Source organism: Hymenobacter sp. H14-R3, from assembly GCF_030063445.1.
In the GTDB taxonomy this organism is placed as follows: domain Bacteria; phylum Bacteroidota; class Bacteroidia; order Cytophagales; family Hymenobacteraceae; genus Hymenobacter.
Map to the genome: position 1 here is coordinate 1 of NZ_JASITD010000048.1, position 12,744 is coordinate 12,744.

Consider the following 12,744-nt stretch of genomic DNA (forward strand, 5'->3'; position numbering starts at 1 on the left):
GTCGGGCCGCACGCGCCCTTCGCCTCAACAACCGCCCCCGCTCCGTGTTAAATCCGTTAGAAAACATTCCCCGGGTGCGTACGGCGCGCCTTTCACCAACGCCGGGCGCGTGCGACGCGCCCCTACCTTATGCCTAAAATCATTGCGCCCGAAGTCGAGTTCAGTAAATTGCTGAATGACGTGAAGCAGGCTGTGCCCGAAATCTTCGCCCCCGGCGGCGGCTACCTCAACCTGCTCGAAGGCAAGTGGCAGGAGCCCGGCACGCCCCGCCCCTTCCGCTCGCCCATCGACGGCACCGATATCGGCTCGCTGCCCATGCTCAAGCACGACGAGGCGCTGCGCGCCGTGCGCGCCGCCAAGGCCGAAGCGCCCGCCTGGGCCGCCACCGACTTGCAGGAGCGGAGCCGCCGCGTGCAGGACTGCCTCGACCAGCTGCGGCCCCATATCGACCTGGTTAGCAAGCTCTTGATGTGGGAAATCGGCAAGACTTACAAGCTGGGCTTCAACGACATCGACCGGGCCATTGAGGGCGTGCAGTGGTACGTGGAGAACATCGAAACCCTGCTCGGCGACCGCCGCCCGCTGGGCCTGGTGAGCAACATTGCGAGCTGGAACTACCCCATGTCGGTGCTGCTGCACGCGGTGCTGGTGCAGGCGCTGGCCGGCAACGCCGTCATTGCCAAAACGCCCACCGACGGCGGCTTTATCTCCCTCAGCCTCACCTTCGCCATTGCCCGCCGATGCGGCCTGCCCGTAACGCTGGTGAGCGGCCCCGGCGGCGAACTCAGCGACGTGCTGGTGAAAGACCCCGCCGTGGACTGCCTCTCCTTCGTGGGTGGCCGCTACAACGGCCGCAACATCGCCGATGCCCTGGGCGCCCAGGACAAGCGCTACATGCTGGAGATGGAAGGCGTCAACACCTACGGCATCTGGAACTACTCGCAGTGGGACCTGCTGGCCGACCAGCTCAAAAAAGGCTACGACTACGGCAAGCAGCGCTGCACGGCCTACGTGCGCTTCGTGGTGGAGCGCCGGCTGTTTCCCGAGTTTCTCGAAACCTACACCAAGGCCATCGGTAGCCTCAAGGTGGGCAACCCCACCCTGGTAGACGCGGCCGGCGACAAGCTGCCCGACCTGGCCTTTGGCCCGGTCATCAACGCCCACCAGGCCGAAGACCTCGACCGCCTCTACGCCGACGGCCTCAAAACCGGGGCCATTCCCTTCTACGAAGGCAAGCTGGACGATTCGCTGTTTCTACCCGGCCAGGACCGCTCGGCCTACCGCGCGCCGCGGGCCCTGGTAGGCCTGCCCCGCCAGAGCGAGCTCTACTTTAAGGAGCCCTTCGGCCCGATTGATAGCGTAGTGCTCGTAGACCGCGTGGAGGAGCTGGTGGGCGAGATGAACATCTCGAACGGCGCGCTCGTGGCCGCCCTCGGCTCCGACGATGAGCAGTGGGCTACCCGCACCGGCAAGGAGCTGCGCGCCTTCAAGGTGGGCATCAACAAGCTGCGCAGCCGCGGCGACCGTGAAGAAGTATTCGGCGGCCTCGGCGAAAGCTGGAAAGGCGCCTTCGTGGGCGGCAAGCTGCTGGTGGAGGCCGTAACCCAGGGCGCACCTAGCCAGCCCGTGCTCGGCAACTACCCCGACTCTGTGCTGCTACCCGAGAAGGCATAAGCCAGCCAGCCCAAGTTGCACCCTAAGAAAGGGCCGTCTTCCCGCGTGGAGGACGGCCCTTTTTGCTACGCTATTTCGCAGCCAAGGCGGGCTAGCCCGCCTTGGCCGGGGCCGGGCGGCGCGGGCGCGCAGGTTGGGTGAGGGCTTTGCGCACCTCTGCAGCCGTAGCTAGGTCGTCGAGGTCGGAGCGCTCGGGGCCTTGCTCGTACTGCGGGCGGCCAGCTTTATCCAGGCCCAGATACTGCCAAGTATCGGTGCGGTAATGCGTTGAGCGGCCATAAAGCCACTCTCCATCTTGTTTAATTCGCTCTTTCAGACTGCACCCCGAAAGCGCCAGCAGGTCTTTGCGCCCATCGTGGTTGGCATCGGCGAAAAACAGCGCATCAAGGGTAGTGATGTCCCCCATTGATGCGATGGGCAGCACCCGCACGGCATAGGTATTTTCCTGGTAAGGGTCGAGCACAAACAGGTTGGTACCGTACTCGTTGCCCTCCTCGCCGTGCACCGAGAAAAACAGTTGCTTGCCAAAGGCGCTCGGCCGCCAGGCGTAGGCCAGCAGGTTGTCTGCCTGCGCGTAAGCTATCGGTAGCACCCGCCGCACAAAGGTGTTATCGGCCTCGCCGGGCAGGCGCCGGGCCGCGCCCTGCTGCCGGGTTTGGGCTTCGCGACGGCGGACCAGGGCTTGAGCGAGGGCCAGTTCCGTGAGCGGGGCCGGCAGCGCCACGCCCAGCGTGTAGGCCACGCACACTGGCCGCCCGCCTTGCCGGCCCGGCCGGAAGGCCGGTAGCCGGCGCACGGCAGCCAGCACGGCGGCATCGGCCTCGGCACCCAGCCCGTGCACAATGCGCAGGCTGTCGGCGACACCAGTGGGCTCGATGATGAACCGCACCACGACGCGGCCGGCCGGCCGGGGCGCATCGAGCGGCCACTGGATGGCTTGCTCAATGGCAAGCTTGGTGGCCTCGGGGCCGCCCCAGCCAGGCAGGGCTGGCAGCTGCTCCACGTAAAGCGGCTGCACCTGGGTGAGGCCAAAGTCCTGGGCAGCAACGCAGTGTGCGGCCAGGCCAAGCAGCAGGCTACCGAGTAGCCGCCGCAACGAAGAAGTGAGCCTTGAGCGCTGGCCGAGGCCGTAGTAAGCAGTAGCCACGCGGTGTCTATAATTAATATAAAGCAAGGGTATGGATTAATTCAACGGGCTCCGCTAACTTCTCAAGCTGGGTTATCGCCAGCTGCTTGTTCGTCATCTAGCTTTTTTATATCATCCAGAAACATGTAATTAAACCAAAAAGTGGAGTCAAAATTAATTTCATGAGCTAATAACTTGAGTGTTTTTACTTTCCATGCAACAACAGTTTCTGCACTTTGTGCATTAACCATACCTAGCAGTTTCATCAATCTTTTATGATTACAGATTGTAAAAACCAGGGTTCTTTCATCCAAACTATGGTATTTTCCTACGTAGTAACCACCCACAAAATAATACAGGCAATGCAGGAAAAATAATCTTTTTGCACAGTTCAAATCGTTCGCAAACCGAAAAACGATTTCATCGTTTCCTCCATCCATAACATACATATCCCAATCACTCTCTGGCCAGCCATCTTCAGGATGACTATTCCATTCAAGTAAATCCTCCTCATCAGGCTCGTACATATTTTTTATTTTCATGGCTTAGTATATTTATCCCAGAGGGCGTCCAGTACAACGAAACTTGTAGTACGAGCGCTGACTTTCATTCCTAGCTTATTAATTTTCAAAACATTCTTGTTTTCGACAAATCAAAAACGTTTATCAATAATTCCTCTTACGTAACCGTATCATAGCAAAAAAGCTCTCTCGGATATCTTTAAACATCATCGGGCCAGATGCCGAAATAGCCACGTAGTAGGTTGACAACCCCGTCTGCAACGGGATTGAGCCACGGGTCCTGGTGCTGGGCTAACTCGGCCTGCAAGGCCAGAAGCTGCGCTTTTACCCCGGCATCTTCGTCCTCCATTTTCTCCGCCATGCTGGTCGTAAAGTAGGTAAAATAGGTAGCCAGGTAAGCCCGAAGGCGCGCGCTAAGGCGGTCAGTTATGGGAGGAAGCATTATATACTCAGTGACAGTCAGGTGGTCAGAGGCTTGTTGCAACTTCCAGCCCACGTAATGCTGCTGGTAAAAAAGGATAAAAAGGTCGGGAAATACTTCCAGCGCACAGTCATACGAAAAATCCTGTTCGCCTTCCGCCGCTACCAGGTAGAAAAAATAGGTGTCCGTGTGTTGGTTGTAAGCAGCAGTATCTACTCTGTCCAGGGCGAAACCGGTGCCTTGCGGGTATAGCAGCTGGCCGCTTCCCTGCACGCAGTCAGGGGTGCAGAAATCGTGGTCGACCACCTGCACAGTGTCGGGCAAGCTCAGACCAACGATATGCAATAAGCCGGACTCTTTGGAGAATAAGACGATGTCTTCGCCGCTCCATAAAAACGGTGCGCTGCCGCAAGAAGCTGCAAACAGCCCGTCAAACCCCTCCTCTCCCTCATAAAAGGGCTGGGCCCCTATATCCCTTGCTTCTAAACACCAGTAAGGGTTGGAGGCCTGGCCTGGTGTTTCCTGGAAAACGAGTTCGACCTCTACTCCATCCAGCAAGAAATTGCGCATAGGGCTACAAATCAAGTGTGTTACCAGCTCGTCAAATAGGACTCTGATTCATACGTTACCCAGTTTTCCGGGTCGTAGCACCAACTGCTGTTGTGGTAGAAACTGGCTTATACGGCCGCGCACTACCCCAGCTAACGCAATGGCAAGTACTACGCTTCGTAGCAGCTCGTGAACCATGCATTCTTTTTATATTATAATTGCTTGATTATTAACAAATTGATTAACTGAGAGGGCTACGCTAGTCGCGCAACCGCTATGGCTGCGGCATCATAAATGATGTACTATTCCAGACTCATGAATTTGCGTAATAATTTGATTTACGCGTAATCAAACCTACTGCCTTTCAGAAATATTCATGGTAAAGCATACAATTCCCCAAAGCTGGAATCGTTGGGGAGTTCGGCTACCAAAAGCAGTGGCGGGCGGCCTGCCACTCGCTCCCCAGCCGGACATTTCACCTCAGGAAAGCAAGCAGTTAGCTAGGCCAGGGTGGTCATTGGGAGAGTAGCACTTGCCAATGGGCCGCTAGGGTTGCGGGCCCGTCACTAAACGCTCACCTTTAGCAGAGTCGAGTGAGTGGGCCGCTTTCCCTGGCCCCGCAACCCCGGCTACTGCTATCCTACTCTGTCCTTTCTGCGCATGAACTCAACACTTACCACCAGCTTCCTTGTCGTGCTGGCCTTGGGCCTACGGCCCAACCCAACCCGGGCGCAATGCCCCGAGCACGCCACCCCTAGCGTTGGCGTGCTCGCTGGCGGCGGCATTGCAGCCCGGCCGCTGGTGCGCTACCTGGCGGCCACCCTGCACCTGCCACCGGCCCAGGCGGCCGCCGTGCAGCTAGCCGTAGGCAAGTACCAATGGCGGGCCCGCACCCCCGAGCACCTGGCCCAATGCCTGGTGCAGGTGCTGACGCCCAATGAGTTTGACCAGTTTTTACAGCTTCAGGAAGACGCCGACGCGCACAACAGCCTACGCTGCCTAGCCTTGCGTTAATTAGCTGATAGCAAGATTGTTAATATCGAGGCGCTGGGAACGCATTGGTGGAGCCAAAGCCGAAAGGCCCGCCAGCTGGGCCAGCAGAACGCGATTGGCGTAAAATACTGCAAATCAATCTAATAAGCAACGGCCACTGTACAGGCTGCGTTGCGCTAAACAGCCAGCGTCAACTCGCGGGGCAGCTCAAACTTGAGCTCACGGCTTTTTTTGCGGCCGTGCAGCTGGGTCAGAAAGTCGTCGAGCTCGGGCTTGTATTCGAGCCACAGGTCTTCGTGCAGGTGCTTCGGAATGAGGTTGGTGAGGCGCACGGCCAGCCGCGCCGTGCCCACAAAAAAGCCCTGGTACACACTATCGAACTGCCCGGTGTAGTTCTCAAAAATCAGCCGTAGCGCGTAGAGGCTCAGGTCGATTTCGAGCTGCTTGCTCTTCGTAACGCGGCGGGCGCGGGCGGCCTCCTGCACGGCCCCGCGCAGGGCCTTCACCAGGCTGCGGTTGAGGAGCCGGCCCGTTACGGCCACGTTGAACAGCTCGTGAATGCGGTCGGCGGCGGCCTCGTACTCGCCCTCCAGCGTTACGTCGGGCAGCAGCTCAAAGCGAAAGGTGTCGTAGAGCTCGGCGTCGCGGCGGGTGGCGCGCAGTATCAGCGCCTCCTTTTCCTTGTCGGAGAGGCGGGCCACGGCTTTTTTAAAATCGGCGGTAGGAACGGGCATGCAGGCAGGGAGACGTTGGAAGGAGGATTCAGCGAATCAGGCAGGTGGCGTTTCTTCCTTCCTCCGGCCAACTTCTTCCTTCAAAAGTAGCGGCTGGCGGCGCTTGTCTCTTTTTTGACCGAACGAAACCACGCCCCCGGTGGTTATCGGCCAGCCCCACGCTTCGCCGGGGCCGCCGTATTTTTGTGCCATGGCTTTCCCCGCTACCCGCCCGCAGATTGACTACGATTCCGATGTGCTGCTGCTCGAAGAAGAGCAGGAGTTGCGCACCCTCGTAGTCTATAATGACGACGTGAACACGTTTGACCACGTTATCCAGACGCTCATCGACGTGTGCGGCCACGAGCCCGAGCAAGCCGAGCAGTGCACGCTGCTCATCCACCACAAGGGCAAGTGCGCCGTCAAAAACGGCACCTTCGACGAGCTGGAGCCGCGCTGCTCGGCCATTCACGACCGAGGCATTTCGGCGGATATTGTGTGATTATTAAGCTGTTAGCTAGTAGCCGTTAGCTGTTAGCTCTTTTTTGCTGCAATGCTTTTGCGAGAACGAAAGCTAACGGCTAGCCGCTAACAGCTATCAGCTTTACAAATGGATTTCCCCTCCAAACTCATTGAGAACGCGGTAGTTGAGCTGGCGCGCCTGCCCGGCATCGGCAAAAAGACGGCGCTGCGCCTGGCCCTGCACCTGCTCAAGGCCGAGAGCGATACCACCGCCAACCTGGCCGAGGCGCTGGCCAAAATGCGCTTCGACATCACCTATTGCCGCACCTGCCACAGCATTGCCGACAGTGAGGAATGCAGCATCTGCGCCAACAAGCTGCGCAACCACGCCCAGGTGTGCGTGGTGGCCGACGTGCGCGACGTAATTGCCATCGAAAACACGGGCCAGTACCAAGGCGTGTACCACGTGCTGGGCGGCGTTATTTCGCCCATCGAGGGCGTGGGGCCGGCCGACTTGCAGGTCGATTCGCTGGTGGCCCGCGCCGGGGCCGAGGACTCCGAAATCCGCGAAATCATTCTGGCCATTTCGCCCACCATGGAGGGCGACACCACGGCCTTCTACCTCTCGCGCCGCCTGCGCGACTTCGAGCAGCTCCACATCAGCACCATTGCCCGCGGCATCCCCATGGGCGGCGAGCTGGAGTATGCCGACGAAATCACGCTGGGCCGCAGCATTATAGAGCGCCAGCGCCAGAAATAAGCGGTTAGCCTTTCGCTGTTAGCTGATAGCTTTGTCGGCCTGAGTTGCTGTAGTTAAGATAGCCGAAAGGCTATCAGCTAACAGCGAAAGGCTAACCGCTTAAAAGTGAAGCTCTCCGTCGTCATTGTTAATTACAATGTTTGCTACTTCCTGGAGCAAACGCTGCTGTCGGTGCGGCAGGCAGTGGCGGCGCTGGGCGAGCCAGTGGAGGTGTTTGTGGTCGATAACCACTCGGCCGACGGCTCGGTGGCCATGGTGCGGGCCCGCTTTCCGGAGGTACTCGTGCTGGCCAACCCGGACAACCCCGGCTTTTCGCGGGCCAACAACCAGGCCCTGCGCCTGGCCACCGGCCAGTACCAGCTGCTGCTCAACCCCGACACGCTGGTGGAGGAAACGACCTTCCGCCGCTGCTGCGACTTTATGGATGCCCACCCCCGCTGCGGCGGCCTGGGCGTGCAGATGCTCGACGGCCAGGGCCAGTTTTTGCCCGAAAGCAAGCGCGGGCTGCCCACGCCCAAGGTAGCGTTTTATAAGATTTCCGGGTTAGCCTGGCTCTTCCCGAAGTCGCGCACGTTTGGGCGCTACCACCTGGGCTTTCTCGACCCCGCCGAGCCCCACGAGGTAGCGGTGCTCAGCGGTGCCTTTATGCTGCTGCGCCAGGCCGCGCTGGCCGAGGTGGGGCTGCTAGACGAGGACTATTTTATGTACGGCGAGGACATTGACCTCTCGTACCGCCTCACGCGCGGCGGCTGGCAAAACTGGTACTTTCCCGGCACCCGCATTCTGCACTACAAGGGCGAGAGCACCAAGCGCACGAGCGTCAACTACGTGTTTGTGTTTTACCGGGCGATGGTCATTTTTGCCCAAAAGCACTTCGCCCCCAATCGCGCCAGCCTGTTTTCGAAGCTCATCAACACCGCCATCTGGCTGCGGGCGGGCGCAGCGCTGGCGCAGCGGCTGGCCACCGTGGCCGCCCCCGTGGTGCTCGATGCGGCCTCGCTCTACGCCGGCCTCTACGCCCTCAAGGTGTACTGGGAAAACAACCAGAAGTACGTGCCCACCCCCTACCCGCCGCAGTACATGCTGGTGGCCATGCCGCTCTACATCGCAATTTGGCTGCTAACTACCTGGCTAAGTGGTGGTTATGACCAAACAGTGCGGGCCGGCCGCGTGGTACGCGGCGTAGTCGTGGGTACGGTGCTGATATCGGCCGTCTCCAATTTTTTTGATGGCTGGCGCTTTTCCAAGGCCCTCATTGTGCTGGGCGGCGTGTGGGCGGTGGCCGCCCTGGTGGGCCGCCGGCTGCTGGGCCACTGGCTGCGCTACGGCAACCTGCGCCTGAGCGAGGCCCGGCCCAAAACCCTGGCCATTGTGGGCTCGTTGGCCGAAAGCAACCGCGTGCGCCAGTTGCTGGCCGAAGCCCGGGTACCCGCCAAAGTCATCGGGTTCGTCACGCCCGACCACGTGGCTCCGCTGGCCCCGCCCCACCCCGACCACCTCGGCACGGTGGCCGAGCTGCCGGCGCTGCTGCCCCTCTACGACCTCACGGAGCTCATTTTTTGCGGCCGCGACCTGCCCGCCAGCCAGATTATCGACCTCATGGCCCGCCTGCCCGCGCAGCCCGAGGTGGCCTACAAGATTTTGCCCGCCGGCAGCCAGTACATCATCGGCAGCAGCCGCAAAGACGCGCCCGGCGACTACTACGCCCTCGACCGCTCGTGGCGGCTGGGGCAGCCCGCCCAGCGCCGCAGCAAGCGCCTGCTCGACCTCATCATAAGCACTATTATCTTCGTAATCAGCCCGTTGATTATCTGGGGGCAGCGGCGGCCGGGTGGCCTGCTGCGCCACGTGGCGCAGGTGCTGCGTGGCCGCCGCTGCTGGGTGGGCCTGCGCTACCTGCCCGAGGCCGGCCGGTGGCCCGCCGTGCTTTCGCCGGCCGACGTGGCCGCTACCACCCACGCGCCCCTCACCGAGGCCGCCCGCTGCCGCCTGGAGCTACTCTATGCCCAGGACTACGAGCCTGGCTTCGACCTGGAAGTGCTGTGGCGCGGCTGGCGCGGGCTGGGTGGCTAGGCCGGGCTGACCCTGGCCAGCACCACCAGCAAAATCACCTGCGACGGGTCTTTGGGCGAGAGCTTATTCTCGAAGCTTTCTAGCTCATAACCATTTGCCAGCCAAAGTCTTACCTCCGGAAAACCCAGCAGCTCGGCCTTGCTGAACGGAATGGGGGCCGCCTTGGTACCGGCCGGGGCCGGGGGCGAAAAGAAGGTCAGTATCTTGGTAGCGGGCAGTTCGGGGGTGGCCATAAACAGGGCTGTAAGCAGGATGCCGCCGCCTCGGGCGGCCCAAAACGGGTGCCGGGCGCGCGGGGTGCAAAGCTACGCCGGCCGCTAGTAGCCAATTAATCAGCCCCGGTTTTCATCCTCCGACCAAGCGCGCGCTTGGGGTAACGCCGGGCGGCAAGCAGTACGCCGCAACAGGAGAACAAACCGGCTTTGGTGTCGGCTGCCGGTCCGACGCCGGAGGCGTCCGACCGATTGCTTACTGCTGACGACCGCGCCGCTGACTCACGCGGCAGCAGTAAGCTCCAACGACAACCGGTCGGACGCCTTCGGCGTCGGACCGGCAGCCGACACCAAAGCCGATTCGTCCTGCTACAGGGTTTTTTAATTCGACAGGTGTAATAAAGAGCGTACGCTAACCCGGAAGCCGCGCTAGCCAAGCAGGCCGGCGATACCCTTGACGTTGAGCCGGGCAAAGTTGCGCACGCGCTCGAACCGGACCTGCGTGGCTTCCAACTCTTCGTCCTTGGGCAAGCCGCGGGGCACCTGCACGCTTAGGCGCTCAAACACGGTGGCCGCCACGTCGAGGTAGCCCAGCAGCAGCAGGTACAGCTGCTTTTTTTCGGCTTCTGCATAATCCTTCGTGCGGATGGCCTTGGTCAGCGTATCCAGCTGCGTGGTTTCGTCGGTAAAGAGGTCGCGCAGGGCGCTGCGCTGCCGCGTGTAATCGGCCAGCTGCCCGGCTTCGACCTCCGCCGGGGCGAAGGGAAAGGAATGGGCAAAAGCCACCGACTTAACGAATGCCGCCTCCGCCTGGTAGATGAGGGCCAAATGCTTTTGCAGGCTCGCCCACAGGCCGGTCCTGGCCCGCTCGAAGGCGCTGGCCGGGTCGATGGTAGTTGGTGTCATACGCTTGTTGCTTAAGCGGTAAAGGTACCCCGCGGCTGGCCGGGTGTGCCTGCCCCGGTAGCCGGGCCACCAGCAAGGCCCTGAACAGCAGCTGTTTTATGCTGTTACGCTGGCAGCCCGACGATGCTTACCCAGCCCGGCGGGCCAAAGGCGCTGGTGCCACGCAAAATGGCACCTCGCCGGCACCCGGAATTGAGGAAGGTCAAAAAATATGCGTAAAAAACGACAGCAGCCGACCCGTAACACCGCGCGGGCCAATACTTTTGCGACTCGCCCCTTTCTAGTATCGTAAGCTTATGTCCCCCAGTACTGCTAGCCCGGCCGCACCGGCCGACCCGACTGCCTACCTCTCCGACCGCATCCTCCAGATTCAGGAATCGGCCACCATCGCGATGGCCAAAAAGAGCCGCGAGCTGGCCGCCCAGGGCGTGGACGTGATTAACCTGAGCTTCGGGGAGCCCGATTTTCAGACCCCGCAGTACATTAAGGACGCGGCCAAAAAGGCGATTGACGACGGCTACACGTTTTACACGCCGGTACCGGGCTACCTCGATTTGCGCCAGGCAATTTGCGATAAGCTACTGCGCGACAATCAATTAACCTACGCTCCCAACCAGATTGTGGTGAGCACCGGGGCCAAGCAGGCGCTCAGCAACATCATTATGGCGCTGGTAAACCCCGGCGACGAGGTCATCATCTTTTCGCCCTACTGGGTGAGCTACGCCGCGCAGGTCGAGCTGGCCGAGGGCGTGGCCGTGCCCATCATGGGTACCCTTGAAAACGACTACAAGGCGACCGCCGAGCAGCTGGCCGCCGCCATCACGCCGCGCACCAAGGCCGTGATGTACTCGTCGCCCTGCAATCCCACCGGGGCCGTATTCAGCCGCGCCGAGCTGAGCGCTATTGCCGATGTGCTGGCCCAGCACCCCGGCATCTTCGCCATTGCTGACGAGATTTACGAGTACATCAACTTCACCGAGGAGCACGTGAGCCTGGCGCAGTTTGCCCACGTTAAAGACCAGGTAATCACCATCAACGGCTTCTCGAAGGGCTACGCCATGACGGGCTGGCGCCTGGGCTACCTGGCCGCCCACCCCGCCATTGCCAGCGCCTGCGACAAGCTGCAGAGCCAGATTACCTCCGGCACCTGCTCCATTGCGCAGCGCGCCGGCCTGGCTGCCCTGCAAGGCGGCCGCGCCTCGGCCGACGAGATGGTGAGAGCCTACCGCCGCCGCCGCGACCTCGTGCTGGACCTGGTAAAGGACATTCCCGGCCTCGTGACGCCCACGCCCGACGGCGCGTTCTACATCTTCCCCGACGTGTCGGCCTTTTTTGGCCGCACCGCGCCCGACGGCACGGTGATAAACGACTCGTCGGACCTGGCGCTGTACCTGCTGCGCGACACGTTTGTGTCGGCCGTGAGCGGCGACTCGTTTGGCGCGCCCGCCTGCATCCGCTTCAGCACTGCGGCGGCCGACGACAAGCTGGTTGATGCGTTTGGGCGCATTAAACGCAGTTTGGGGGAGTTGAAGTAAACCGGAGAGCACGCTGCACTACAACCGAACGAATTGTACGGGTTCGGCTTGAGTGTAGCGAAAAATAGTAAGCTGCTTGTCACTATCAGTTCCACCAAAAGGTGGGAATTGATTTTCGCTAAGCTTCTTGAAATAAAGCATCAGTTTACCATCTTTCAACTCATATCGCCCACCTCCTGGGTGGGCGATGTGAGTGTCTAGCTCATTTAACAGACTGTCTACCGTTGCCTTTGCCCCTCTGGCTTCCTCAAACTTACCATCGCGATGGAAGCGAAGAATATGAAGAACATCTCTGGTAACCGCTTGGTAGACTCCTTCTAATGGAACCGAGCGCTGAGCAAATAATTGCCAGTCAAGTATCTGTTGTAATACTCCTAACAGCTTAGCTGGCTCATTGATAAGGTACCGGGTTTCGTCAACTACAAACGTATTATCCTCAAAGCGCAGGAAACGCCACTCCATTCCAGTGGTAGAGCAACCATAAAGCGTTGGAATGGACTGCTGTCCTTTCTGGTTTAATTGGGCAGCTCCAATAAGTTGCGCTGCACATTGCGCAGTACCCATTTCTACGTCCTGCTTCTTGGCTTCAGTAATGCAAAAAATAGGGGCCTGTACCAAATCCTGTAACCTTGTAAAGGATAGAATGAAGTCACACTCACCATTAAGACCCCGACTAGTGGTTGAAAAACCTTATTGGGTCTGGTGGGCTTTTCCGTAGAAAAGCGCTTTCGTCATGCTAATTTATCGCTTGTTTCTGACCGCTGAGGAACGCCAGACCCTGGAGGACTGGCGAAAGAAG

13 protein-coding genes are annotated in these 12,744 nt (G+C 60.0%); 6 read left to right on the top strand and 7 right to left on the bottom strand.

Translation table 11 applies throughout. From position 1 onward, the window contains the following. Nucleotides 1-129: 129 nt before the first annotated feature. A complete protein-coding gene (locus QMK33_RS22755) occupies nt 130-1,674 on the top strand; it encodes an aldehyde dehydrogenase family protein (RefSeq protein WP_283566926.1) in 1,545 nt (514 codons plus the stop codon). Nucleotides 1,675-1,765: 91 nt separating this feature from the next. Here the strand turns inward: QMK33_RS22755 and QMK33_RS22760 are convergent, their stop codons facing one another. The 3 genes from QMK33_RS22760 to QMK33_RS22770 form a co-directional block, all read right to left on the bottom strand. After that, nucleotides 1,766-2,821, bottom strand: coding sequence for an energy transducer TonB (locus QMK33_RS22760; RefSeq protein WP_283566927.1), 1,056 nt, complete (start codon nt 2,819-2,821; stop codon nt 1,766-1,768). 62 nt (nt 2,822-2,883) lie between these two features. Beyond that, nucleotides 2,884-3,342 carry a hypothetical protein gene (locus QMK33_RS22765; protein ID WP_283566928.1) on the bottom strand — a complete coding sequence of 153 codons (459 nt, stop codon included), beginning with the start codon at nt 3,340-3,342 and terminating at the stop codon, nt 2,884-2,886. Between the two features lie 178 nt (nt 3,343-3,520). Further along, a complete protein-coding gene (locus tag QMK33_RS22770) occupies nt 3,521-4,312 on the bottom strand; it encodes a hypothetical protein (RefSeq protein WP_283566929.1) in 792 nt (263 codons plus the stop codon). 639 nt (nt 4,313-4,951) lie between these two features. Here QMK33_RS22770 and QMK33_RS22775 point away from each other — a divergent pair. Continuing rightward, the gene (locus QMK33_RS22775) at nt 4,952-5,305 is read left to right on the top strand and encodes a hypothetical protein (protein WP_283566930.1); all 354 of its coding nucleotides are present in this window, start codon (nt 4,952-4,954) and stop codon (nt 5,303-5,305) included. Nucleotides 5,306-5,460: 155 nt separating this feature from the next. Here QMK33_RS22775 and QMK33_RS22780 read toward each other — a convergent pair whose 3' ends face one another. Beyond that, nucleotides 5,461-6,018 (bottom strand): hypothetical protein, encoded by a 558-nt coding sequence (locus QMK33_RS22780; protein ID WP_283566931.1) that lies wholly within the window; start codon nt 6,016-6,018, stop codon nt 5,461-5,463. A gap of 190 nt (nt 6,019-6,208) precedes the next feature. On the opposite strand from QMK33_RS22780, the gene QMK33_RS22785 reads away from it, so the two are divergent. The 3 genes from QMK33_RS22785 (at nt 6,209) to QMK33_RS22795 (ending at nt 9,292) form a co-directional block, all read left to right on the top strand. Then, a complete protein-coding gene (locus QMK33_RS22785) occupies nt 6,209-6,499 on the top strand; it encodes an ATP-dependent Clp protease adaptor ClpS (protein ID WP_283566932.1) in 291 nt (96 codons plus the stop codon). A 108-nt stretch (nt 6,500-6,607) separates the two neighbouring features. Next, nucleotides 6,608-7,219 carry a recombination mediator RecR gene (gene recR / locus QMK33_RS22790; protein ID WP_283566933.1) on the top strand — a complete coding sequence of 204 codons (612 nt, stop codon included), beginning with the start codon at nt 6,608-6,610 and terminating at the stop codon, nt 7,217-7,219. Between the two features lie 105 nt (nt 7,220-7,324). Then, a complete protein-coding gene (locus QMK33_RS22795) occupies nt 7,325-9,292 on the top strand; it encodes a glycosyltransferase family 2 protein (protein WP_283566934.1) in 1,968 nt (655 codons plus the stop codon). Here QMK33_RS22795 and QMK33_RS22800 read toward each other — a convergent pair. Both QMK33_RS22800 and QMK33_RS22805 read right to left on the bottom strand, forming a co-directional pair. Then, nucleotides 9,289-9,525: a hypothetical protein gene (locus tag QMK33_RS22800; RefSeq protein ID WP_283566935.1), complete on the bottom strand. Its 237-nt coding sequence runs from the start codon at nt 9,523-9,525 to the stop codon at nt 9,289-9,291. The genes QMK33_RS22795 and QMK33_RS22800 overlap by 4 nt on opposite strands. Before the next feature lie 408 nt (nt 9,526-9,933). After that, a complete protein-coding gene (locus QMK33_RS22805; protein WP_283566936.1) occupies nt 9,934-10,410 on the bottom strand; it encodes a hypothetical protein in 477 nt (158 codons plus the stop codon). Nucleotides 10,411-10,706: 296 nt separating this feature from the next. Here QMK33_RS22805 and QMK33_RS22810 point away from each other — a divergent pair, with 296 nt between their 5' ends. Then, the gene (locus QMK33_RS22810; RefSeq protein ID WP_283566937.1) at nt 10,707-11,945 is read left to right on the top strand and encodes a pyridoxal phosphate-dependent aminotransferase; all 1,239 of its coding nucleotides are present in this window, start codon (nt 10,707-10,709) and stop codon (nt 11,943-11,945) included. 18 nt (nt 11,946-11,963) lie between these two features. Here the strand turns inward: QMK33_RS22810 and QMK33_RS22815 are convergent, their stop codons facing one another. Then, entirely contained in the window at nt 11,964-12,563 is a 600-nt protein-coding gene (locus QMK33_RS22815; protein ID WP_283566938.1) for a hypothetical protein, read from the bottom strand. Nucleotides 12,564-12,744 lie beyond the last annotated feature (181 nt).